Source organism: Actinomadura sp. WMMA1423 (assembly GCF_006547145.1).
Lineage (GTDB): Bacteria > Actinomycetota > Actinomycetes > Streptosporangiales > Streptosporangiaceae > Spirillospora.
The window spans coordinates 6426833-6449951 of sequence record NZ_CP041244.1; the positions used below are offsets into that span (position 1 = coordinate 6426833).

The 23119-nt window shown below is 74.0% G+C and carries 24 protein-coding genes; 11 read left to right on the forward strand and 13 right to left on the reverse strand.

Annotated features, from left to right (window positions below):
• The first annotated feature begins 3 nt into the window (after positions 1-3).
• Together FKD65_RS29790 and purE are read left to right on the forward strand one after the other, a co-directional pair.
• Positions 4-1164: a 5-(carboxyamino)imidazole ribonucleotide synthase gene (locus FKD65_RS29790; RefSeq protein WP_141587162.1), complete on the forward strand. Its 1161-nt coding sequence runs from the start codon at positions 4-6 to the stop codon at positions 1162-1164.
• A 92-nt stretch (positions 1165-1256) separates the two neighbouring features.
• Positions 1257-1724 carry a 5-(carboxyamino)imidazole ribonucleotide mutase gene (gene purE, locus FKD65_RS29795; RefSeq protein WP_141587163.1) on the forward strand — a complete coding sequence of 156 codons (468 nt, stop codon included), beginning with the start codon at positions 1257-1259 and terminating at the stop codon, positions 1722-1724.
• A 21-nt stretch (positions 1725-1745) separates the two neighbouring features.
• Here purE and FKD65_RS29800 read toward each other — a convergent pair whose 3' ends face one another.
• Positions 1746-2165 (reverse strand): CoA-binding protein, encoded by a 420-nt coding sequence (locus FKD65_RS29800; RefSeq protein ID WP_141581016.1) that lies wholly within the window; start codon positions 2163-2165, stop codon positions 1746-1748.
• A gap of 39 nt (positions 2166-2204) precedes the next feature.
• Positions 2205-3539, reverse strand: coding sequence for a UDP-glucose/GDP-mannose dehydrogenase family protein (locus FKD65_RS29805; RefSeq protein WP_141581018.1), 1335 nt, complete (start codon positions 3537-3539; stop codon positions 2205-2207).
• Positions 3540-3650: 111 nt separating this feature from the next.
• Here FKD65_RS29805 and FKD65_RS29810 point away from each other — a divergent pair, with 111 nt between their 5' ends.
• The gene (locus FKD65_RS29810) at positions 3651-4823 is read left to right on the forward strand and encodes an acyl-CoA dehydrogenase family protein (protein WP_141581021.1); all 1173 of its coding nucleotides are present in this window, start codon (positions 3651-3653) and stop codon (positions 4821-4823) included.
• A 153-nt stretch (positions 4824-4976) separates the two neighbouring features.
• Here FKD65_RS29810 and FKD65_RS29815 read toward each other — a convergent pair whose 3' ends face one another.
• The 3 genes from FKD65_RS29815 to FKD65_RS29825 all read right to left on the reverse strand — a co-directional run bounded on the left by FKD65_RS29815 (position 4977) and on the right by FKD65_RS29825 (position 8277).
• Positions 4977-5624, reverse strand: a complete 648-nt coding sequence (locus FKD65_RS29815) for a hypothetical protein (protein WP_141581023.1) — start codon at positions 5622-5624, stop codon at positions 4977-4979.
• A gap of 107 nt (positions 5625-5731) precedes the next feature.
• Positions 5732-6538 (reverse strand): thioesterase family protein, encoded by an 807-nt coding sequence (locus tag FKD65_RS29820; RefSeq protein WP_141581025.1) that lies wholly within the window; start codon positions 6536-6538, stop codon positions 5732-5734.
• Between the two features lie 71 nt (positions 6539-6609).
• Positions 6610-8277: an LCP family protein gene (locus FKD65_RS29825; RefSeq protein ID WP_141581027.1), complete on the reverse strand. Its 1668-nt coding sequence runs from the start codon at positions 8275-8277 to the stop codon at positions 6610-6612.
• 271 nt (positions 8278-8548) lie between these two features.
• On the opposite strand from FKD65_RS29825, the gene FKD65_RS29830 reads away from it, so the two are divergent.
• Both FKD65_RS29830 and FKD65_RS29835 read left to right on the forward strand, forming a co-directional pair.
• Positions 8549-9601: a glycosyltransferase family 2 protein gene (locus tag FKD65_RS29830; protein ID WP_141581030.1), complete on the forward strand. Its 1053-nt coding sequence runs from the start codon at positions 8549-8551 to the stop codon at positions 9599-9601.
• Positions 9602-9701: 100 nt separating this feature from the next.
• Positions 9702-10451: a hypothetical protein gene (locus FKD65_RS29835; protein WP_141581032.1), complete on the forward strand. Its 750-nt coding sequence runs from the start codon at positions 9702-9704 to the stop codon at positions 10449-10451.
• Between the two features lie 23 nt (positions 10452-10474).
• On the opposite strand, the gene FKD65_RS29840 is transcribed toward FKD65_RS29835, so the two are convergent.
• Together FKD65_RS29840 and ispD are read right to left on the reverse strand one after the other, a co-directional pair.
• Positions 10475-11257 carry a glycerophosphodiester phosphodiesterase gene (locus tag FKD65_RS29840; protein WP_141581034.1) on the reverse strand — a complete coding sequence of 261 codons (783 nt, stop codon included), beginning with the start codon at positions 11255-11257 and terminating at the stop codon, positions 10475-10477.
• Entirely contained in the window at positions 11254-11955 is a 702-nt protein-coding gene (gene ispD / locus FKD65_RS29845) for a 2-C-methyl-D-erythritol 4-phosphate cytidylyltransferase (protein ID WP_141581036.1), read from the reverse strand. Before ispD ends, FKD65_RS29840 begins: the two co-directional genes overlap by 4 nt.
• A gap of 85 nt (positions 11956-12040) precedes the next feature.
• Between ispD and FKD65_RS46700 the strand changes: the two genes are divergently transcribed.
• The 6 genes from FKD65_RS46700 to FKD65_RS29875 all read left to right on the forward strand — a co-directional run bounded on the left by FKD65_RS46700 (position 12041) and on the right by FKD65_RS29875 (position 17128).
• Positions 12041-12841: a DUF5941 domain-containing protein gene (locus tag FKD65_RS46700; RefSeq protein WP_141581038.1), complete on the forward strand. Its 801-nt coding sequence runs from the start codon at positions 12041-12043 to the stop codon at positions 12839-12841.
• Entirely contained in the window at positions 12838-13491 is a 654-nt protein-coding gene (locus FKD65_RS46705; RefSeq protein ID WP_141581040.1) for a DUF5941 domain-containing protein, read from the forward strand. Before FKD65_RS46700 ends, FKD65_RS46705 begins: the two co-directional genes overlap by 4 nt.
• On the forward strand, positions 13488-14219 hold the full coding sequence (locus tag FKD65_RS29860; protein WP_141581042.1) for a sugar phosphate nucleotidyltransferase: 732 nt from the start codon (positions 13488-13490) through the stop codon (positions 14217-14219). Before FKD65_RS46705 ends, FKD65_RS29860 begins: the two co-directional genes overlap by 4 nt.
• Before the next feature lie 83 nt (positions 14220-14302).
• Positions 14303-15358 carry an iron-containing alcohol dehydrogenase family protein gene (locus tag FKD65_RS29865; protein ID WP_168221447.1) on the forward strand — a complete coding sequence of 352 codons (1056 nt, stop codon included), beginning with the start codon at positions 14303-14305 and terminating at the stop codon, positions 15356-15358.
• Complete coding sequence (locus tag FKD65_RS29870; protein ID WP_141581046.1) at positions 15348-16250, forward strand: CDP-alcohol phosphatidyltransferase family protein; 903 nt, start codon at positions 15348-15350, stop codon at positions 16248-16250. Before FKD65_RS29865 ends, FKD65_RS29870 begins: the two co-directional genes overlap by 11 nt.
• A complete protein-coding gene (locus tag FKD65_RS29875; protein WP_141581048.1) occupies positions 16247-17128 on the forward strand; it encodes a glycosyltransferase family 2 protein in 882 nt (293 codons plus the stop codon). Before FKD65_RS29870 ends, FKD65_RS29875 begins: the two co-directional genes overlap by 4 nt.
• A 96-nt stretch (positions 17129-17224) precedes the next feature.
• On the opposite strand, the gene FKD65_RS29880 is transcribed toward FKD65_RS29875, so the two are convergent.
• From FKD65_RS29880 to FKD65_RS29905, 6 genes are all read right to left on the reverse strand, one after another.
• Complete coding sequence (locus tag FKD65_RS29880; protein WP_141581050.1) at positions 17225-17863, reverse strand: TetR/AcrR family transcriptional regulator; 639 nt, start codon at positions 17861-17863, stop codon at positions 17225-17227.
• Between the two features lie 69 nt (positions 17864-17932).
• Positions 17933-20386: an ATP-binding domain-containing protein gene (locus FKD65_RS29885; RefSeq protein ID WP_141581052.1), complete on the reverse strand. Its 2454-nt coding sequence runs from the start codon at positions 20384-20386 to the stop codon at positions 17933-17935.
• 87 nt (positions 20387-20473) lie between these two features.
• Entirely contained in the window at positions 20474-21100 is a 627-nt protein-coding gene (locus tag FKD65_RS29890; RefSeq protein WP_141581054.1) for an SDR family NAD(P)-dependent oxidoreductase, read from the reverse strand.
• Entirely contained in the window at positions 21097-21834 is a 738-nt protein-coding gene (locus FKD65_RS29895) for an acetoacetate decarboxylase family protein (RefSeq protein ID WP_240809665.1), read from the reverse strand. Before FKD65_RS29895 ends, FKD65_RS29890 begins: the two co-directional genes overlap by 4 nt.
• Positions 21835-21905: 71 nt before the next feature.
• Complete coding sequence (locus FKD65_RS29900; RefSeq protein WP_141581056.1) at positions 21906-22403, reverse strand: SRPBCC family protein; 498 nt, start codon at positions 22401-22403, stop codon at positions 21906-21908.
• Positions 22404-22436: 33 nt separating this feature from the next.
• The gene (locus tag FKD65_RS29905) at positions 22437-23057 is read right to left on the reverse strand and encodes an HD domain-containing protein (protein WP_141581058.1); all 621 of its coding nucleotides are present in this window, start codon (positions 23055-23057) and stop codon (positions 22437-22439) included.
• Between the last annotated feature and the right edge of the window lie 62 nt (positions 23058-23119).

Below are 23119 nucleotides of genomic sequence, written 5' to 3' on the forward strand. Positions count from 1 at the left end.
GAGATGCCCGTGGTCGGGATGGCGGGCGGGGGGCAGCTCGCCCGGATGACCCAGCAGGCCGCGATCGCGCTCGGCGTGTCGCTGCGCGTGCTCGCCGGGTCCCGGGACGACTCGGCGGCCAGAGCGGTCTCGGACGTGCGGGTCGGCAACGACCGCGCCCTCGACGACCTTCTGGCCTTCGCCAAGGGCTGCGACGCGGTCACCTTCGACCACGAGCACGTCCCGGGGCCGCACATCCAGAAGCTGGAGGCCTCCGGCGTCCCCTGCCGGCCCGGGTCCGCCGCCCTCGCCCACGCCCAGGACAAGCTGGTCATGCGCGAGCGGCTGAGCGGTCTCGGCGTCCCCTGCCCCGCCTACGCGCCCGTCCCGTCGCCCGAGCCCGCGGCGTTCCTGGAGGCGTTCGGCCGCGAGCACGGCTGGCCGCTGGTGCTGAAGTCCACGCGCGGCGGCTACGACGGCAAGGGCGTCTGGATCGCCCGCGACCCGGAGGAGGCCCGCGTCGCCGACCGGCTCCAGGCCGAGGGCGTCGACCTGCTGGTGGAGGAGCACGTCCCCTTCAGGCGCGAGCTGGCCGCGCTCGTCGCGCGCTCCCCGTACGGGCAGGGCGCCGCGTACCCGATCGTGGAGACCGTCCAGGAGGGCGGGATCTGCACCGAGGTGATCTCGCCCGCGCCCGGCCTGCCCGAGGATCTGGCCGTCGAGGCGCAGGCCCTCGCCCTCCGCGTCGCCGACGAGCTGGGCGTCGTGGGCCTCCTCGCCGTCGAGCTGTTCGAGACCGAGGGCGGGCTCCTGGTCAACGAGCTCGCCATGCGTCCGCACAACTCCGGGCACTGGACGATCGAGGGCGCCCGGACCTCGCAGTTCGAGCAGCACCTGCGGGCCGTCCTCGACCTGCCGCTGGGCTCCACCGAGCCCACCGCCCGGTACACCGTCATGGCCAACGTGCTCGGGGGCGACGACCCGGAGGTCTACCCCCGCTACGTCCACGTGATGGCCCACGACCCGGGCGTCAAGGTGCACATGTACGGCAAGGAGTCCCGCCCGGGACGCAAGATCGGGCACGTGACGGCGCTCGGCGACGACCTCGCCGAGGTCCGCGAGCGCGCCCGGCACGCCGCCGACTACCTGCGGTGGGGCCCCGCCATGAAGGACCGCGCCCAGTGACGGACCGTTCCCAGCGGCGGGCCGGGCGCGGTGACACCAGTGATCGAGTTCTAAGGGAGGCACGCGTGAACGCCCCGGTCGTCGGCGTGGTGATGGGCAGCGACTCGGACTGGCCCGTGATGGAGGCGGCGGCCGGCGCGCTGGAGGAGTTCGGCGTCCCCTACGAGGCCGACGTGGTGTCCGCGCACCGCATGCCGCACGACATGATCGCCTACGGGGAGGACGCGGCGGCCCGCGGCCTCCGGGTGATCATCGCGGGGGCGGGCGGCGCCGCGCACCTGCCGGGCATGCTGGCCTCGGTGACGCCGCTGCCGGTGATCGGCGTGCCCGTCCCGCTGAAGTACCTGGACGGCATGGACTCGCTGCTCTCGATCGTCCAGATGCCCGCGGGCGTCCCGGTCGCGACGGTCGCGGTCGGCGCGGCCCGCAACGCCGGGCTGCTGGCCGTCCGGATCCTGGCCGCCTCCGACGAGGACCTGCGAGCCAAGATGACGGTGTTCCAGCAGGACCTCTACGGTCAGGCCAAGGCGAAGGGCGCCCGCCTGCGAGAGCGCCTCTGAGGGCCGCTCAGGGCCGCGCCGTCAGTGCCGCAGGGACCACTCCACGGCGGGGCAGCGGTCCATGACGACGTCGAGCCCGGCGTCCCTGGCGCGCCGCGCGGCCGCCTCGTCGATCACCTGGAGCGGCAGCCACACCGCCTTCGCCCCCGCCGCGATCGCCTCGTCCACCGCCTGCCCGGCGTGCTCGGCGCGGCGGTAGACGCCCACCACGTCCACCCCGGCGGCGGCCGGGACGTCGGCGAGGGAGGCGTAGCCCTTCTCGCCGAGCACCTCCCGCGCCTCCGGGTGCACGGGAATGATCCGCTTCCCGCGCCGCTGCATCAGCCGCGCCTGGTTGTACACCTCCCGTGACGGCGCGTCCCCGAGCCCGACGAAGGCCCACGTCCTCGACTCGTCCAGCAGGCGGCGGATCACGTCCGGGTCGGCGAAGTCAGCGCTCATGCCCGGCACAACACCGCCCACGGGCGCTTTAGTTCCGCGTCAGGGGCGCCCCAGGGCGCGGTAGTTCCACCCGGCCGCGCGCCACCGCTCGGGGTCGAGCGCGTTGCGCCCGTCCACGATGTTGCGCTCGGCCACGGCCTTGGCGACGGTGGCCGGGTCCATGTCCCGGAACTCGGCCCACTCGGTCAGCAGCAGGACGGCGTGCGCGTCCTGGACGGCGTGCATCGCCGAGTCGCCGTACTCCAGCGTCGGGTGGGCGCGGCGCGCGTTCCGCATGGCCTGAGGGTCGTACACGGTCACCCTGGCGCCCTGGGCGCGGATGGAGGCCGCCACGTCCAGCGCGGGGGAGTCGCGGACGTCGTCGGAGTTCGGCTTGAACGCCGCTCCGAGCACGCCGACCGTCCGCCCGGCGAAGGAGCCGCCGAGGAGCTGCCGGGCGAGGTCCACCATCCGGATCCGGCGCCGGATGTTGATCTCGTCGACCTCGCGCAGGAAGGTCAGCGCCTGGTCGGCGCCGAGCTCGCCCGCCCGGGCCATGAACGCCCGGATGTCCTTGGGCAGGCAGCCGCCGCCGAAACCGAGCCCGGGGCCCAGGAACTTCCCGCCGATCCGGTCGTCGTAGGACAGCGCCTCCGAGAGCTTCGTCACGTCCGCGTGCGCGGCCTCGCACACCTCGGCCATCGCGTTGATGAACGAGATCTTGGTGGCGAGGAACGCGTTCGCCGACACCTTGACCAGCTCGGCGGTGGGGAAGTCGGCCGTGATGAAGGGCGTCCCCTCGGCGATCATCGTCCGGTAGACCTCGCGGAGCACCTTCTCGGCGTGCTCGGCGGCTCCCGGCTCGGTGGGCAGCCCGGCCACGATCCGGTCGGGGTGCAGGGTGTCCTGGACGGCGAAGCCCTCCCGCAGGAACTCGGGGTTCCACGCGAGCACGGCGTCGTCGCCCACCGGGGCCGCCTTGGCGAGCGCCTCGCCGAGGCGCGCGGCGGTGCCGACCGGCACGGTCGACTTGCCCACGACCAGGCAGGGCCGCTTCAGCAGCGGCGCCAGGGAGGCGATCGCGTCGTCGACGTAGGTCAGGTCGGCGGCGTACTCCCCGGCCTTCTGCGGGGTCCCCACGCACAGGAAGTGGACGTCGCCGAACTCCGCGACCTCCTCGTAGGACGTGGTGAAGCGCAGCCGGCCCGTCTCCAGCCCCCTGCGCAGCACGGGTTCGAGGCCCGGCTCGTAGACGGGCAGGTCGCCGGCCGAGAGCCGCGAGATCTTCTCCGCGTCCACGTCGAGCCCCAGGACCTCGAAGCCCAGGTCGGCCATGCACGCCGCGTGGGTGGCACCGAGGTAACCGGTTCCGATGACCGTCAGCCGTTGGGACAAGGCCTGCTCCTCTCCGTTGGCTCTGGCCGGCGAGCGGCCCTGACCACATGCCCGCCGCGGGCGGGTACCTGCCTCGGCCGCCACTGGCTACTGGCCGGTAGCATCTGCGGCATGAGTGATGACTTTCCCACGTACGCGCCGTCGGAGGAGCATGAGCTGCTGCGGGTGACGGTGCGTGAGCTGGCCGAGGCCAAGATCGCTCCTTTCGCGGCGGAGGTGGACGAGGAGTCGCGGTTCCCGCAGGAGGCGTTGGACGCGTTGGTGTCCAATGGTCTGCAGGCGGTGCACGTGCCCGAATCGTACGGGGGTGCGGGGGCCGATGCGCTGGCGACGGTGATCGTGATCGAGGAGGTCGCGCGGGTGTGCGCGTCGTCGTCGTTGATCCCGGCGGTGAACAAGCTGGGGACGGTGCCGGTGCTGCTGGCGGGTTCGGCGGGGTTGAAGGAGCGGTTCCTGGGGCCGGTGGCGCGGGGGGAGGCGATGTTCTCCTATGCGTTGTCGGAGGCGGATGCGGGGTCGGATGCGGCGGGGATGCGCACGCGTGCGGTGCGTGATGGGGATCACTGGGTGCTGGACGGCGCCAAGATGTGGATCACCAATGCGGGGGTGTCGCGGTACTACACGGTGATGGCGGTGACCGAGCCGGGTGCGGGGGCGCGGGGGATCTCGGCGTTCGTGGTGGATTCCGAGCTGGATGCGGGGGTCTCGTTCGGGCCCAAGGAGCGCAAGCTGGGGATCAAGGGGTCGCCGACCCGGCAGGTGCTCTTGGAGGGGGTGCGGGTGCCGGCGGATCGGATGATCGGGGCCGAGGGGACGGGGTTCAAGACGGCGCTGGCGACGCTGGACCATACGCGGATCACGATCGCGGCGCAGGCGTTGGGGATCGCGCAGGGGGCGCTGGACTTCGCGGTGGGGTATGTCAAGCAGCGGCGGCAGTTCGGCAAGGCGATCGCTGATTTCCAGGGTGTGCAGTTCATGCTGGCCGACATGGCGATGCGGTTGGAGGGGGCGCGGCAGCTGACCTATCACGCGGCGATCAAGTCCGAGCGGGCGATGGCCGGTGAGAGGGTGGCGGATCTGACGCTGGTGTCCTCGGCGTGCAAGGCGCTGGCCTCGGATGTGGCGATGGACGTGACCACTGATGCGGTGCAGTTGCTGGGCGGGTACGGCTACACCCGCGAGTTCCCGGTGGAGCGGATGATGCGCGACGCCAAGATCACCCAGATCTACGAGGGCACCAACCAGATCCAGCGCATGGTCATGGCCCGCCAGCTCCTGAAGTAACCGGCTCCTCGGGCGGCGCGCGCGACGGCCGAGGGGGCGGGCCGTGCGGCCCGCCCCCTCGCTCGCGGCTCGTGCGTCCGGGCGCCTCGCCGAGGCGGGCGGCTCGTCGTCGTGGGACGGCTCAGTCGTGGGACGGCTCAGTCGTGGGACGGCTCAGGCGTGCTGCGAGCCGGACGAGACGGTGCCGTTGCTCGCCCCGGCCGCCTTGTCGGCAGCACCGTTGTTGGAGATGTCGAGGATGACGGCACCGTTCTCGGCCCGGTGCGGGCGCAGCGTGACGCCGTTGAAGGTCGCGCTGGTGATGGGCGAGGACGTGTCGAGCGTGGCGGTCGTCCTGCCGATGCGGCCGCGGGCGGTGAAGGTCACCCGGCTGCCGTCGATGCCGACCTGCAGCGCGGAGATCCCGAACCTGCGGTCGAACGTGATCGTCTGACCGTCCCTGATCTCGACCTGGCACTTCGCGTCCTCGCAGGCCTTCAGGTCGGTGCCGTCCTCGGCCTGCGGCCTGTCCTTCGGCGGCTCGGCCTTCGGGGCCGCCGCGCCCGGCTCGGGCTCCGCCGGCTTCGGGTCGGCCTTGGGCCGGGGAGCCGCGTTCGCGTCCGCCGCCGGGTCCGACCCCGGGTTCATGCCGAACGAAGGGCTCGTCCCGGACGACGGGTACGGGGCGAGCAGGCCGTTCGCGCTCGGCGGCGCCGGTACCGGCGGCGGCGCGGCGCTCGGGGCGCTCGCGGCGGCGGCGCCGGTGAACGCGACCGAGATCGCGGCGGTCGCGGTGAGCAGGCCGGGAATCCTTGTGGACATTCTCTGCACTCCTGACGAGGTGGGAACCGTGTTCACTGTCGCCCGGGCGCTGCTCACTGTAGCAGAGTGATCACTTAGAGTGACGATCAGGTCGTCTCGCAGGGGGCTCAGCCCGGAGGGTGCTCGTCCACCAGGAGGGTCTGCAGGACGCCGCCGAACTCGCCGGAGCGGTCGGCGAGCGTTCCCCGGCAGAGCGCGCTGCCGCCCGGGGCGGCGTCCAGCGAGGCGGCGAGGCACAGCCACTCGCCGACGGGGTCGCGGTGCAGCGCGACGGTCACGTCGGTGTTGATGATCAGCCACTTGGACAGGTCGAGCTGGCTGCCGACGCCGGACGCGCTGTCGGCGAGCGTCAGCGCGCGGACGAGCGGGGTGTCGGCCTCGCCCGCCACCAGGGGGATCCGCGACCGGGCCCAGACCGTCCCCGGGCCGGGCTCGCCGAAGGCGCCGCGGACGAGCCGCCACTCCATCGCGGACAGGTACCCGTCCATGTGGACGCCCGGCCACTCGCCGAACGGCCGCGGCGCGTCGGGGAGGGCCGGGGCCGCCGGGGCGTGCACGACGGGCTCCAGGTGCGCGGGCGCCGCCATGATCCGCCAGGCGCCGGCGCGGACGACGGTCCGCCCCTCGTGCGTGATCTCCCCTTCGAGGAAGGCGACCCTCCTCCCGGGCCGGACCATGCGCACGGCGACCTCCAGTTCGGCCACGGGCACGGGGCTGAGGATCTCGACGGTCAACCGCGCCACGCGGGTGCCGGGGACCGGGTCGTGCCGCTCGAAGGCCCGCCCGATGAGGGCCGACACGGGCCCCCCGTGCTGGAGCCCCGGCGACCATGGACCCGCCGTCGCCGGCGTGCCGGCGAACCGCCCGCCGCCGAGCGGCTCGTAGAAGGCCCCGGCCGGCACGTCCTCGTCCATGCTGATCCCTCCCGGTTCGCGACTAGAAGAATATTCTAGAAGGCCGGGGTGGCGCCGAGAGCGGCGGCCGCTCAGCCGCAGAGCTTCTGGGTGGCCGTGCCGGTCTCGATCGCGGAGCCCGGCGACGGCGACGCGCTCGGGGACCCCTTCACCTCGACGTCCTTCACGCCGGCCCAGTCGGCGCCGTCCCAGTCCGCGCCGACCATCACCTGGATCTGCGAGCCGAGCGAGGAGACCTTCTTGAGCTTGGCGTCCGGGAGCGCGGCGGCGAGGGTCTTGGCCGAGTCCTCCCGTTTCGGCCCGTACAGGATCTGGGTCGTCTGCTGCCCGCGCCGCGCCACGCCCGGCGCGACGGTCACCTTGAAGCCCGCCTTGCGGAGCTGGCCGCCCGCCTTGGTCGCGAGGCCCTTCGTGCCGATCGCGTTGAGGACGCGGACGGAGATGTCCTCCGGAGGCACGGTCAACTCGTCCTCCGCCTTCTTCGTCGGCGTGGCGCTCGGCTTCGGGGTCTGCTGCGTCAGCTGCTGGTCGCGCCGCAGCCGGGTGAACAGGTCGCGCGCCTTGTGCTGGTCCCACTGGACGGTCGACTGCGGGGTCGGCGCGTTCCACAGCACGGTGTTGTAGTCGGGGTTCGACAGCGGCACCTTCGCGAACGTGAGGTCGTCGGTCGACAGGTTCTTCATCTGGTCGGCGAGACCGGGCAGGTCGTCGGCGAGCTTCTCGTCGACGCGCAGCGACTTCAGCGAGGCGTTAAGGAACTTCGTGGACTTGACCGGGTCGCCCAGCGTCTTCGTCGACAGCGCCTGCTTCATCATCGCCGCGATGAACTGCTGCTGCCGGTCGATGCGGCCGAGGTCGCTGCCGCCGGTCAGCGAGTAGCGGGCGCGGGCGAACGCGAGCCCCTTCAGGCCGTCCACGTGCGACTTCCCGGCCGGGAGCCGCAGGCCGCTCTTCTTGTCGTCGATGGCCTGCTCGGTGCAGACGTCCACGCCGCCGATCGCGTCCACCATGCGCACGAACCCGTAGAAGTTCACCTCGACGTAGTGGTCGATGGAGACGCCGGTCGCCTGCTTGATGGTGCTGACGGTGAGGTCGGGCCCCCCGAACTGGTAGGCCCAGGTGAGCTTGCCCGGACGGGCCGGGACGCGCTCCCCCTTGGCGCCCTCCGACCCGTTCGACCGGTGCGCGGGGATCGTCACGTAGGAGTCGCGGGGGAGGCTGACCACCGACACGCTGTCGTGGTCGCGGGACACGTGCACCAGCATCATCGTGTCGGAGCGCTCGCCCGCCTCGTGCCCGAGCTTGGCGGCCTTCTGCTGCTCCTTCGTCAGGCCCTCGCGGCGGTCGACGCCCGCCACCAGGATCGTCATCGCGCCCTTCGGCGCGTCCTTGCCCTTGCCGAGGCCGCCGACCGAGACCTTGTCGATCATGCCCGTGACGTAGTTCTGGAACGCCCACGCGCCGCCGGAGGTCAGCAGGACGAACGCCGACGCCGTCCCGGTCAGGGTGAGGAAGCGCTTCTGCCGCCGCGCGCTCACCGCGGCCCGCGGGCTCAGCCCCCGGCCCGGCCGGCGCGGCCCGCGCGGGCTCTCCACCGGGACGCGCGGCGCGGGCATCCCCTCGATGGTCACGCCCTCGATGTCGCCGTCGTCGTCGGCCGCGTGGGCGCCGGGACGAGGCCGGAAATAGCGCTCCAGGGGGTCCGCGTCGCCGCGGCCCGAGTCGTGCCCGTCTGCCATGCCGGCCGCCGCCTCCCGATGATCACGTGCTGACGCGAGTCCACACCACTCTAAAGTGGGGGACACCCGTCCGTTCGCTACCTGGACCTCGTGTCCTTGCAGTAACGTGGCGCCGTCTTGACCACACCCCGGCGGCCCGCACGCGAACCTGGGTGGCGTGGGCTGCGTCCAGACAAGCGAGCAAGAGAGAGGAAGGGGCGCCTCACTCCGGTCCGCCGGACGGGTGCGCCCGCGAGCCCACATGAATCCGTCTCCCCATGCCCAGCGCGCCATGAACCAGGAAACCCGCTACGCCGTGAAGCCCCTTCCCGACTCCGGTCAGCGCACGTGGCCCGCCGTCTCGGTGGTGATGCCGGTCCTCAACGAGGAGCGCCACCTCACCGACGCGGTGCGCCGCATCCTCAGCCAGGACTACCCGGGCGAGCTCGAACTCGTGCTCGCGATCGGGCCGTCCCGGGACCGCACCGAGGAGATCGCCCGCCGGCTCGCCGCCGAGGACCCGCGCGTCATCGTCGTCGCGAACCCGACGGGGCGCACCCCGCAGGGCCTCAACATCGCGATCAAGGCCTCGCAGTACTCGATCATCGTCCGGGTGGACGGGCACTCGCTGCTGCCCGCCGACTACGTGCGCGCCGCCGTCGAGACCATGGAGGACACCGGCGCCGACAACGTCGGCGGGATCATGGCGGCCGAGGGCGTCACCCCGTTCGAGAAGGCCGTGGCGCGCGCGATGACCTCCAAGCTCGGGGTCGGCAACGCCCGCTTCCACACCGGCGGTGAGGCGGGCGAGGTGGAGACCGTCTACCTCGGCACGTTCCGCCGCAGCGCGCTCGAGCGCGTCGGCGGCTACGACGAGACGTTCACCCGCGCGCAGGACTGGGAGATGAACCACCGCATCCGGCAGTCCGGCGGCCGGATCTACTTCACCCCCCGGATGCGCGTCACCTACCGGCCCCGGCCCAACCTGCGGGCCCTCGCCAAGCAGTACTTCCACACCGGACGCTGGCGGCGCGTCGTGGGGCGCGAGCACCAGGGCACGCTGAACCTGCGCTACCTCGCCCCGCCGATCGCCGTCGTGGCGATGGCGGCGGGCGTGGTCGCGGGCCTGTTCGGCTTCTGGCCGGGCTGGATCCTGCCCGGCGGGTACGCCGTCGCGATGATCGCCGGTGCCGCCGTGGAGGGGCGCGGGCTGCCGCTCGCCGCCTGGATCCGGCTCCCGCTCGTGTTCGCCACCATGCACGTGACCTGGGGCGTCGGGTTCCTGACCAGCCCGCCGCGGCTCGGCCAGCCCGCGCCGGTCAAACCGGGCGAATCCATTCAGTAGCGGGCCAGAAAAACCCGATCACCCCCGAACCCCCGTGGTGCCGGACACGTCCGACCGTTAGGTTTGGCGGGATCCTGCCTGCCGCTGTTCGGAGGTGGCCATGTCCAACGGAGCACGCCACGGCTTCGGGGTGCTGATCGGGCTGGTGGTGACACCCGTGATCGCGTTGTGCCTGATGTACGGCGCGACCAAGTTCATGGAGTACTACCGGTACTTCATCACCCAGGGCGGTGCGGACCGCTGGGTCGGCGCCGCGGTGATCCTGGCGGCGGCCGTGCTGGTCGGCCTGGTCGCCGGATCGCGCGTCTCGCCGCTCGCATCCCTCATCCCGGGGGCCGTCTACGCGGCGGTGGGCCTCCTCTGGGTCGCGTCGCCGCGCTTCGCGGTCGAGCACGCCGGGCGCGACCTGCTGGGCCGCAAGCTCTATCTCGGCTACACGACGCTCGGCCCCTACGGGGTCTTCCTGTTGCTGGGCGTCGCGCTCCTGGTCGCCTCGCTCGCGCCCTCGCGGTGGAAGTCCCGGAAGACGGCCGCAGCCGCGCCGTCGTTCGGCGGCCCGCCGCCCGCCCCGATGGGCCCGCCGCCCATGCACGGCGCTCCGTCCCACATGGGGGCGCCGCAGCCGCATCCCGCGCCGGGGCAGGCTCCGCCGTGGCAGGCCCCGCAGCAGTACGGTCCGCCGCCCGCCCAGCCCGCCGGGCAGCCGCCCGCTTCGCACAACCCGCCTCCGCTGCCGCCGGCCCGGCCCGCCGAGGACAGGCGGTCCGACCCGCCGGCCGAGAGCGGCTCGGACGACGACGACCCGCCGGGCGAGTGGACGCAGATGTACGGCGGCAACCGCCCGAGCTGACACACCGCGGCCCGGCGGGGGCGTCAGGCGGGGGCGTCGGACGCGGGCGCCGGTGCCTGGACGGCCGCGAGAACGCCGGGGACGTCGTTGACCACCATCGCGTCGAACCCGGCCTCCGCGTACGTCGGAGCGGCCTCGGCGGACGGGCACCAGGCGATCGCCTCCAGGCCCGCCTTGTGCGCGATGTCGACGCAGTGCTCCAGCGGCCGCAGCCGGGTGTCGGGGTGCTCGACGCCGCACGACCCGGTGTGCACGGCGACGACGTCCATCCCGAGGCCCGCCGCGGCCGGGACGGCGTGCCACAGCGGGAACCGCAGCCACGTCAGCAGCCCGAGCGGGACGCCGGGGACCTCCTCCCGCAGGAACATCAGCAGCGACGGGTCGAACGAGGTGACGAGCAGCCTGCGCCGCTCCGCCTCCCGCCTCAGCACCGGCGCCAGCAGCGCGCCGGTGCGGCGGGACGGCTCGTCCAGCGCGTCCTCCAGGACGGTCTTCACGTCCACGTCCACCGCCACCTCGGGCGGCAGCGCTTCGAAGATCTCGGTGAGCCGCGGCAGGCCGCTCGCGGTCGCGGGCAGGTCGACCAGGTGGTCGCCGTCCACGGTCGTCGGGTCGTGCCGCAGCACGAGGACGTCGTCCGCGGTCCGCGTGACGTCGATCTCGACCCAGGACAGGCCCGCCTCGACCGCGGCGAGCATCGAGGGCAGCGTGTTCTCGGCCACGGCCTCGCGCGCGCCGGGCGGGACGATCTCGCCCGAGCCGAGGCCGCGGTGGCCGATGACGGTGGGGGTGTTCTCGAAGATCAAGGTGCTTCCTCGCTGGCGAGATGTTCGGCGATGACGGCGTCGAGCGGCTGGGTGACCTTGAGGTTGCGCTCGCTGCCCGCGACGACCCGGATCGGGACGTCCGGCAGGTAGCGGTGCACGATCCCGCAGTCGTCGGTGGCGCGCAGGTCCGGGTCGGCGAGGGCCAGCTCGTAGGCCTTGCGGATCGTGCCGAGCCGGAACCCCTGCGGCGTCTGGAACCGGCTCAGCGTCCCGCGCGGCGGCATCGAGGCGACCGTCCCGTCCTCGACCACCACGATCGTGTCGGACGAGGGCACGCCGACCGCGACGGCCTCGCAGGCGTCCAGCGCGTCCAGGACCCGGTCGATGACCGGCGGGTCGACGAACGGGCGGGCCGCGTCGTGGAACAGGACGCGGACGTCGTCCGGGCGGTCCTCCAGCAGGCGCAGCGCCGCCACCGTGGACGCGGTCCGGGTCGCGCCGCCCTCGATCACCGCCGCCGTCTTGCGGAACGGCGCGGCGATCGCGGCGGCCTCGCGCAGGTGCCCGGCCGCCATCACCACCACGACCTCGCCGATCCCCGGATGCGCGTCGAAGGCGCGGATCGCGTGCGCCAGGATCGGCCGCCCGCCGACCTCCACGAGCTGTTTGGGGCGCCCGGCGCCCATGCGCTCGCCGACCCCGCCGGCGAGCACCACCGCAACCGTCCGCGTCGCCATCTCTCTCCGGAACTTCCTGACTCCGAGTAGTGAAGCCACTACGCTTTGCACTTGCCCTGCTTCTGCGACCGGCCCGGAGGCACCGATGGCTCAGGCGCCCGCCCGTGAGCGGCCGGTCACGCTCAACGTACCGGACCAGCCCGCGGTCACCCGCCCGGAACGAGAGGCCGCCACCGTGGACGCAGTGGACGCCCTTGACGACGAGAGCGCGCTGCCGCGCGGGCGCGCCGAGCCCGGCGAGGGCCTCGTCGCCGGCTACGTGACCGGTCCCTGCGCCGCGCTCGTCGTCCGGTGGGCCGACGAGCGCGGGTTCACCGCCGGAGCCGTGTCGGCGTCCTCGCTCGCGCTCGCGGGCCTGGCCGCGGTGTGGTTCTCCGGCGGCGAGCGCCACGGCCTCGTCGCCGGGGCGCTGCTGCTGGCCGCCTCGCTCGTCCTCGGGCAGGCCGGCGCGGTCCTCGGCCGCCGCGCGAGCCCGTTCGCCGTCAGGCCCGACGCTGTCCTCGACCGGGTCAAGGAGCTCGCGGTCTACGCGGGCCTGGCGGCCGGCGCCGGTGCGGCCGGAGCGGCCGCCGGACAGGACGCGTGGTGGCTCGCGGTGGGCGCGGCCGCGCTGCTTGCCGTCCGCCACACGGTCTCGGCCTCGTACTCGGCGAGCAGGCCCGTGCGCCGTTCGCGTCCGTCCCGGCGGGGCCCGTCCCGGCAGGACGGGGTCGGCCGGCGGGCGGCGAAGAGCCTGCGGCTGCCGCTCGGCGAGCGGTTCGCGCTGATCTCGGTCACCGCGGCGCTCGCCGACGCGCGGCTGACGTTCGCCGCTCTGCTCGCGTGGGGGTCGGCCGCGGGCGCGTCGACCCTGGCCGGGCGGGTGACGAGGTCGCTCTCGCCATGACGGCGGTGCGGGTGTACCGCGACGACGGCCCGCTGTCGCGCGCCCTCGGGCGCACGGCCGGCGGACGGCTCCCGCCGCTGCCGTTCGCCGTCCTCGCGGCGGCCGCGGCGGGCGTCCTGCTCGCGGCGGGCCCGCATCCCGGCACGCGGATCGGATCCGAGCCGGCGGTGCTCGTCCCGCTCGTGGTGCTGCTGCTGGCCGGGCCCGGGTCCGACGACCCGCACATCGGGCGCCTGGACTGGCTGGTTCCGCCCATTCTGCGCGGGATCGAGTATGGTTACCTCGCCGTGCTGGGGGATGCGCGGGCAGTTCCGGCGCCGCTCGTCTACGTGCTGCTCACGGTTCTCGCGCTCCACCACTACGACGCCGCCTACCGCACCCGCCAGGGGCGCCGGCCGCCGCGGTGGGTCCGCCTGGCCGGGCTCGGCTGGGAGGGCCGGATGCTGTTCACGGCCCTCGCGGGGCTGCTCGCGCCGCTTCCGTTCGCGTACGCGGCGCTGGCCGCCTACCTTGGCGTGTTGTCCGGCGGCGAGAGCGCCGCCACGTGGGCCCGGTACGGCCGCGCCGGCGGAGTGATGGTCGACCTGACGAAGAGAATGTCCGAGGGTGTGGGGGACGGACCCCACGGCGAAAGGGAGAAGAAAGCATGATCGGCATGGTGCTGGCGGCGGGCGCGGGCCGGAGGCTGCGGCCGTACACCGACACCCTCCCCAAGGCCCTGGTCCCCGTGGACGGCGAGACCACCATCCTCGACATCGCCCTCGGCAACCTCGCCGAGGTCGGGTTGACCGACGTCGTCATCGTGGTCGGCTACTGCGCGGACGCCGTGCACGACCGCAAGGCCGCCCTTGAGGAGCGGTACGGCGTGTCGCTGACGCTCGTCCACAACGACAAGGCCGAGGAGTGGAACAACGCCTACTCCATGTGGCTCGCTCGTCAGTACTTCACCAAGGGCGTCCTCATGGTCAACGGCGACACGGTCCATCCGGTGAGCGTCGAGAAGACACTATTGGCGAACCGCGGACCTGACATCCTCCTCGCGGTGGACGACGTGAAAACTCTGGCCGACGAGGAGATGAAGGTGATCCTCGACGGCGAGGGCCACCTGAAGACCATCACCAAGCTCATGGACCCCGCCACCGCGAACGGCGAGTACATCGGCGCCACCCTGATCGAGCCCGCCGCCGCCGGGCCGCTGGCCGACGCGCTCAAGGCCACCTGGGAGCGCGACCCCGACCTCTACTACGAGGACGGCTACCAGGAGCTCGTGAACCGCGGCGGCCGCATCGGCGTCGCGCCGATCGGCGAGGTCGACTGGGTCGAGGTCGACAACCACGACGACCTCGAGAAGGCCCGCCGGATCGCCAAGGGCTACTGACGGCCCGGACCGGCAGCACGCACCGCACGAACTGACCGCACGCAAGGCAAGAGGCGAGGAGGCCCATGCCCCTGCTGACGCGGATGCTGAACGCGCCGCTCTCCATCGACGTCCGGCGGGGAGCCGTGGCCTCCCTCGGCGAACTGCTCGCCGACGGGAGGATCGTCACCGAGGGACGCGTCGCGATCGCCGTCGGCCCCGGCCAGGGCGACCAGATCGCCGAGCACGTCCGGCCGTCCCTGTCGGCCTGCGAGGTGTTCCACGTCGAGGGCGGCACCGTGGACGCGGCGGTCAGCCTCGGCTCCCGGCTGCGCGCCGGGTCCTACGAGGCGGTCGTCGGCATCGGCGGCGGACGGACGATCGACGCCACCAAGTACGCCGCGACCCTGTCGGGCATCCCGATGGTGTCGGTCGCCACGAACCTGTCGCACGACGGCATCTGCTCGCCGGTCGCCTCCCTCGTCCACGACAAGGGCAAGGGCTCCTTCGGGGTCGTGATGCCGCTGGCGATGATCGTCGACCTCGACTACGTGCACGCCGCGCCCGACCGGCTCGTCCGCGCCGGGATCGGCGACGTCGTGAGCAACTTCTCCGCCGTGGAGGACTGGCTCCTCGCCGCCGAGGAGTGCGGCGAGCGCGTCGACCGGATGGCGCTCACCGTGGCCCGCACCGCCGCCGAGGCCCTGCTGCACCAGCCCGGCTCGGTCGACTCGGACCGGTTCCTGACCGTCCTCGCCGAGGGCCTCGTGCTGTCGGGGATGGCGATGGCGTTCGCGGGCGACTCCCGCCCGGCGTCCGGCGGCGACCACGAGATCCTGCACGCCATCGACGCGCTCTTCCCCGACACGGCCAACCACGGCGAGCTGGCCGGGATCGGCGCCGCTTTCTGCTACCACCTGCGCGCCACCCGGCTCGGCGCGGGGCAGGAGCGGCTCGAAGAGATCCTCGACTGCCTCGGGCGGCACGGACTGCCCCGGTTCCCGGCCGACATCGGGCTGTCCCCCGAGCAGTTCGCGGAGGCGGTGCGGTACGCCCCGCAGACCCGGCCCGGCCGCTATACGATCTTGGAACACCTCGGCCTCGACGAGGACGAGACGCGCAAGGCGGTGCACGAGTATGTCCAGGCCCATGGAGGCTGAGCTGTCCGGGCAGAACCCTTCCACGCGGCCCCCCGGCTCCCCCGAGCCGGGCGCCGGGCCTCCCGGCTCCCCGGAGCCGCCCGGCGGCGACCACCGGCCGCACCGCAAGGGCGCGAAGGTCGCCGACATCCGCCGTTACGGCCAGCCGCCCGGCCTGAAGGACCGGCGCAACGAGGAGCACTGGGCCGGCCGCCTCTACATGCGCGACCTGTCCCCGTACTTCGCGTGGATCTCGCTGCGCCTCGGGTTCAGCCCCAACCAGCTCACCTACCTGATGATGGCCAGCGGCGTCCTCGCGGGCGTCGCGGTGTCGCTGCCCGCCGACCCGCTGTGGACGGCGCTCGCCGGCGCGTTCCTCATCCAGGTCTACCTGCTGCTCGACTGCGTCGACGGCGAGGTCGCCCGCTACCTGAGGCAGACGTCGGTCGCCGGGGTGTTCCTCGACCGGATCGGCCACTACCTGTCGGAGGTGTCGCTGCTCGCCGGCCTCGGCTTCATGGCGCAGGGCGGCTGGGAGAACGGCGGCTGGGTCGAGCTCGGCCTGCTCGCCGCCCTCGGCGCCGCGCTGATCAAGGCGGAGACCGACAACGTCGTCGTCGCCCGCGCCAAGTCCGGGCTGCCCGCCGACCCGACCGGCGGCGACCGCGCGCTGCGCCCCCGCTCCACCGGCATCGCGCTCGCCCGGCAGGCGGCGTCCATGCTGCGCTTCCACCGCATCATCGGCGCGGTCGAGCTGTCGCTGCTGATCCTCGCCGCCGCCGTGATCGACAGGCTCACCGGCGCGGACGACCCCGTCGCGGTCCGCGTCCTGATGGTCGCCGTCGCCGCCGTCGCCGTCGTGCAGACGCTGCTCCACCTGGTCAGCATCCTGGCCTCCCGGAGGCTGAAGTGAAACTGTCCGTCGTCGTCCTCACCATGGGCAACCGGCCCGAGGAACTGGCCCGCGCCGTCCGCAGCGCCCTGGAGCAGGAGCACGTCGAGGTCGAGGTCGTCCTCGTCGGCAACGGCGTCGACCCCGTCGGCGCGGCGGCGGGCGCGCCCCCGTTCGACGACGAGCGCGTCAGGACCCTCAGCCTGCCGAAGAACCTCGGCATCCCCGGCGGCCGCAACCGGGGCGTCGAGGCGTCCTGCGGCGACGTCATCCTGTTCCTGGACGACGACGGCTGGTACCGCTCGCCCCGCCTCGCCGCCCACCTGCGCGACCGCTTCTCCGCCGAACCCGACCTCGGCGTCGTCTCCTTCCGCGTCCGCGACCCCGAGGGCGGGCGCGGCGAGCGCCGGCACGTCCCGCGGCTGCGCGCGGGAGACCCTGAGCGCTCGTCCGCGGCCACCACGTTCCTCGGCGGCGCCTGCGCGATACGCCGCGCCGCGTTCGACGCCGGCGGCGGCCTCCCGGAGGACTTCTTCTACGCCCACGAGGAGACCGACCTCGCCTGGCAGATCCTCAACGCGGGCTACCGCATCGTCTACGACGCCTCCGCGGTGATGTTCCACCCCGCCGTCCTGCCGACGCGCCACGCGATGTTCTACCGCTACAACGCCCGCAACCGCGTCTGGCTGGCCCGCCGCAACCTTCCGTGGCCGCTGGCGCTCACCTACCTGGCCGTCTGGGTCGGCATGACCCTCCTCCGCGAGCGCAAGCCGAGCGCCCTCAAGCCCTGGTTCAAGGGCTTCCTGGAAGGCTGGCGCAAGCCCGCCGGCCCCCGCCGACCCATCTCCTACCGCACCGCCTGGCGCATGACCCGAACCGGCCGCCCCCCGATCATCTAGCCCAGGGGTAGCGACCCCCCTGGAACCCCCCGTCACGAGCCGGGCGACCTCCAGGCGCATAGAGCGCCTTCCGGCCACCCGGCCCGCGGCGGTCGCCTAGGGAGTTGTCACGGCGGCGAGGATGAGGTGGGTCAGTTCGGCGGTTATGTCGTCCAGGGGGACGTGCTGGTCTCGGGCGGACCAGTGGTGGACGAGGTTGTTCACGGCGCCGATGATGGCGATCATCGTCAGGCGGTAGTCGCGGTCGACGGCCTCGCCGCGGGCGGCGGCTTCGCGGATCATGGCGAGCATCGCGTCCTCCCACTGGCCGCGCCAGCGGAAGCGGTGCCCTTCCAGGCCGGCGCTGACGCCGATCACCTCGACGAACGCGATGCGGGCCCAGCGCGGGTCGCTCGCGGTGACCGTGACGAACGCGCGGACGGCGCGCTCGACGCGGGTCGCGAAGTCGGCGTCCGCGGCCCGCGCGTACGCGGCGGAGACGGCCTCGGCGGCGCGTTCGTTGACGCCGCGGTGCAGCGTGGTGAGCAGCTCCTCGCGCCCGGAGAACTCCTCGTAGAAGTTGCGGGTCGACACGCTCGCCGTCGCGCACAGCCGCTCGATGGACGTCGCCGCGTAGCCGCGCGTCCCGAACAGTTCCAGCCCGGCGGCCAGCAGGCGTTCGCGCCGCTCCGCGCGCCGCTCCTCGGCCGACCGGCCCGCGTAGCTGCGCCTGGGTGCGGGATTGCGGCCGCTCATCGGTCTCCGTTCACCCGTGCGGATGGGGCAGCGTCAGCCTAACCCGGCGCGGATCGGACGCGGGCGGGCTCAGCCGGTGAGGAGGGTGGTCCTCCAGGCCGGGTCGGTGGTGAGGACGGTCAGGTGCTGGGTGGCGCGGGAGACCGCCACGTACAGGACGCGCAGGCCGCGGGGGGACTGGGCGGCCACGGTCTCGGGGGCGACGATCACCGCCGCGTCGAACTCCAGGCCCTTGGCCTCCAGGACGTCCAGTACCTGGACGCGTTCGGGCAGGCCCGCACCGAGCCGGTCGCGGTCGGCGGCGTCCCAGGCCGTGGCGGGCCCGCCGAACAGCGCGGCCTGGCCGCCGGCCTCCTCCAGGGAGAGCGGGACGATCAGGCCGATGGTGCCCTCGACCTGGCCGAGCACCTCCTCGACGGCGGCGCGGGCGGCGGAGCCGAGATCGGCCTCGGGGACGACCCGGACGACCGGCTCTATCCCGGACGTGCGGACGGCGCGGGCGGGCCGGGCCTCCGGCAGCGCGCGGGCGAGGACGCGGGCGGAGACCGCCGCGATCTCGGTCGAGTTGCGGTAGTTCGTGGTCAGCTCGTACTCGTGCCGGACGCGCGGCGGGGGCGGCTTGCGGGTGCGGCGGCGGCCCCGGGACGCGGGGCGCTCGCCGCCGAGCGCGGCCTCCATGGCGCGCCGGGCGGCGGCGAGGTCCTCCCAGGCGCTCTGGGCGGGGTCCTCCACGATCGTCCAGCTCGCCTGGCGGCCGCGGCGGCCGAGCATCCGCCACTGCATGGGCGAGAGGTCCTGCGCCTCGTCGACGACGAGGTGCGCGTACTCGGGGCGGTCCTCGACCACGCCGTCGTCGACCCGGCGCGAGCGCTCCAGCCGCTCGATGGACGTGGTGAGCTCCTGCATCTCCGGCTCCCACGTCTCGTCGACGGCCTCCTCGCCGGTGAGGATGTTGACGCCGTCGACCACGAACGGGTCGTCCTCGGACGGGGCCTTGCGGCGGCGGGACGGGCGGGGAGGGGAGCCGAGCAGCGCGTCGATCTCGTCCAGCAGGGCGACGTCCTGGTAGCTGAGCGGCGCGTCGCCGCCGGACCAGGACGCGGCGAGCGGCTCGACGTCGGCGCGGTCGAGGTCACGGCCGGCGGCGCGGCGCAGCCGGGCCGGGTCGCCGAGCGAGCGCAGCACGTCCAGCGGCCGCCGGATCGGCCACCAGGCGACGAGGAAGTCGGTGAAGGCGCGCTGCTCGCGGACCCGCGCGTCGAACTGCGCGCGCTTCGGGTCGCCGCCGCCGTTCCCGCCGCCGTCGCCGCGGGCCGGCTCCTCGTCGAGGGAGGCGAGGCCGTCGGCGGCGAGGATCGCGTTCCACAGGCCCGCCTCGGCGCCCTCCTCGGCCTCGGCCGCCTCGGGGCCCCCGACCTCGCCGAAGCGGCGCCAGAGGGCGTCCAGGAGCATCTCCGCGGCCCGGCCGCGCGCCGCGTTCACGCTGCCGCGGCTGCGGCGGTGGACCTCGTTCCTGATCCGGTCGAGGCGGTCGCGGTCGAGCGACACGACGACGCCCTTGAACACGACGCGCAGTTCCCCGGGGGCGCCGGGCGCGTGGTCGGCGACGGCGCGGCGCAGCACAGCCGCCATGGCCTCCGAGCCCTTGGCGCGGGCGAGCGCCGGCGGGTCGTGGACGGTCGCGGCGGCGCCCTCGACGAGGTCGCCGAGCGAGCGGAGCGTCGCCGAGCCCTCGCCTAGCGACGGCAGCACCCGCTCGATGTAGGCGGTGAAGCGGCGGTTCGGCCCGACGACGAGGACGCCGCGCGAGCCGAACCGGCGGCGGTGCCGGAACAGCAGGTAGGCGACGCGGTGCAGCGCGACGGCGGTCTTGCCGGTGCCGGGGGCGCCGCGGACCAGGACCGTCCCGTCGGCGGGCGCGCGGATCACCTCGTCCTGCTCCCGCTGGATGGTCGCGACGATGTCGCGCATCGCTCCCTCGCGGGCGCGGGCGAGCGAGGCGAGGAACGCGCCGTCGCCGACGACGGTCATCCCCTCGGAGGCCTCCGGGTCGAGCAGGTCGTCCTCCAGGTCGACCACGGTGTGGCCGCGCGAGTGCAGCACGCGGCGGCGCACGACGCCGCGAGGGTCCTCGGGGGTGGCGCGGTAGAAGTCCTCGGCGGCGGGCGCCCGCCAGTCGATGACGAGGGAGTCGTGCTCGCTGGTCCGGACGCCGACGCGGCCGATGTAGCGGACCTCGCGGGAGGCCAGGTCGAGCCGGCCGAACACCAGGCCGTCGTCGGCGATGTCGAGGGCCTGGACGCGCAGGGCCGCCTGGTGGACCATCGCGTCCCGGTCCACGAGGGAGCCCTTGGTGCCGGCGAGCGACTGCCGGTAGCCCTCGCGGATCATGGCCTGGGCGTCCGCGCGCATCTCCTCCAACCGCGCGTAGGCGGTGTCGACGTAGCGCTGCTCGGCGGCGATCTCCCGATCCTTCACCGTGCCGCCGTGATCGGTCGGCCGCCCGTTGACCTGGGACGACATGCAGGCTGCTCCTCGCGCGTGGGTCGGGCCGGGGACCTCCCCGGCACCTCGAAGGCGAAGGGACAGCTTATGCGGTCCGGCCGGCGTTCACCGCCCGGCGGGCAGCTGGAGCAGGGGGCGGCGCGCCTGCCGGACCCGCAGGTGGATCTCGGCGGCGGGACGCGCGAGCGAGCGCTCCATCGCGTCGAGGACGAGGCCGCGCGGTGTCCCGGCCGGCGCGTGCACGCAGCGCAGCACCACGCCCCGCCCGCCGTGCTCGGCCCACAGCGCGTCGGCGTAGGCGGCCACGGCGGCGGCGGACGGGCTGCGCGGCGGGCCCGAGGTGTCCGGGCAGAGGAACAGCTCCCCGGACCGGCGGTCCAGCATCCCCGGCAGCGCGGCGCGCACGACGTTGGCGGTGCCGAGGACGTTCGTCCGCAGGACGTCCTCCAGTTCACCGAGGGGCTGCGTCAGCACCGGCCCGGTCGCCGAGGCCGACGCGGCGTGGACGACGCGGTGCACCGGGCCCGTCATCGCCAGCACCTCCGCCACGGCCTCCTCGTCGGTGACGTCGCACACCCGCACGTGCGTGTTGGGGGAGCGGTGCGCCGTCTTGGCGAGGCCGAGCTCGTCCACGTCCACCGCGACGACGTCCCACGCGGCCGCGGCGAGCCGCTGGGCCGCCATGGCGCCGAGCCCCCGCGCGGCGCCGGTCACCAGCGCCGTCCGCCTCACGTCCGCACCTCCTCGGCGCCCTGGAAGACCATCTCCAGATGCCCGACCGTGCTCGTGGTGAGCGCCCGCGCCCGGTCGAGCCCGAGGCCGCGCAGCTCGTCGGCCACCGGATGGTCGCCGAGGACGACCTTCGCGCCGCCCGGGCGGGTCCGGACGCCGGACGGCGTGAGCGTCCACGGCGTCCGCCGCGTCACGCCGTCCAGGCAGGAGTAGGCGTCGACGCTCGGGGCGCCCGCCCCGGACGGCATCGGCAGGCCGGGCCGGACCGCGACCTCGATCACCGTCCGGTCGCCGATCCGCACCGCGCAGCGCTTCACCCGCCCGGCGAGGTCCATGGGGATGTCGGCCAGCTCCTTGGGGAAGCCCCAGATCGTCCGCCCGGCCTCCAGCGTGAACTCCTGGTTGACCGGCAGCCAGTGGATGAACGCCCCGATCCCGCGCAGCCGCCCGAGCACGCCGGACGGCGGCGCCTCCCCGGGCGGGCGCACCAGGAAGGCGACGGCGAACTCGTGGTAGGGGCCGAGGTCCCCGTCCGCGTACCGGACGAAGGCCAGCGAGCAGACGGCCCGGCCGGGCAGCGGCTCGGCGACGTCGAGCCCGGAGTAGGCGATGACGTCCTGCGCCGCGGCGGCGGGCACGGCGAACATGGCCGAGGCGACGGCGGCATCGCGGATCCGTACCGGGAGGGTGACCCGCTCCCCCTGGATCGCGTGCGCCTGGGCGGTGGTTGTCACACCGCTAAGTAGAACAGGTTCTCGTTTTCCTGCCAAGGACCGGCCGGCGGCGCGCCCGCGGCAGGGCGAGGTCAGCGCTTCTCGACCGCCGTCCGGATCCGGTCGAGCGTGGCGCGCATGCCCTTGCGGTTGACCTCGGCGCGCCCCTCGGCCGGGACGCCCGTGAAGACCTTGCCGAGCAGCGTGACGAACGCCGCGCCGCGGTGGTCGCGGCGCTGGTCCTCCCAGTACTCGGTGAGCCGGGTCCGGGGCGAGGCCGGGTCCTGCGCGACGTCCTCGAACCGGTACCCCCACACCGCGACGGGCACCCCGAAGCTCGACACCCGGAAGGCGAACACCTCGCCGGGAACCGCCGCGCTCACCTGGCATGTGGTGAACCACACACGCCAGCCGATGCGGTTGAACCCGACGAACCTCGTTCCCGGCCTGACCGCGCGCCCGCGCATCCAGGTCGCGAACACCTCCGGGCTCCACTCGCCCATCCGCCGCGGATCCGCGACCGCCGCGTAGACGTCCCGCGCCGGCGCGGCGACGACCACGCTCTCCTCGACGACCCACTCGCGTTCCATGGCTCCGCATCCTCCCACTACATGACCGGCGGGTCACTGGAGGTGGGCGAAATGCCGCCGCCAGTCCGCGAACCAGTCCCGGAACCAGGGCTCGGGCTCGGCCAGCGGGACGATGTAGGTCAGGGTCTCGGCGTAGTAGCGGCGCTGGAAGTCCGGCGGCATCGCGTCGAGGGTCTGCACGTTGCTGGCGCGGTCGGCGAGCTTGACCAGGACCGCCTCGCGCGGGGCGTCGCGCAGGCGCCGCAGGTAGGCGGCCTTGGCGGCGCGCTTGGCCTGGCGCCCGGCGCCGGCGGCGGGCGGCTTGGTGACCCAGTCGACCAGCTCGGTGACCTCGGGGCCGAACTCGGCCTCCACGTCGTCGAGCGAGGCGGGCGTGTCCTCCACGACGTCGTGCAGGACGGCGGCGGACAGGACGGCGGGCGCCGTCACCCCCGCCCCGCGCACCAGCACTTCGAGGGCCTCCAGCAGGTGCTCGACGTAGGGGGCGCCGGTCGGCCGCCGCTGGTCGCCGTGCCAGCGCACGGCGGCGGCGACGGCCCGGTCCAGGCCGTCCAGGTCGACGCCCGCGCCGGACGCGGCGCTGCCGCCCGCGCCGGACGCGGCGATGTCCGCGCGGGCGGTTTCCCAGACGTGCCAGCGGGTGAAGACCTCCACGGGTCGCTCCGTTCTACCCGGCCGTGTCGCGCGGGAGCCCCGCACAGGGCATGGTGGGTGTC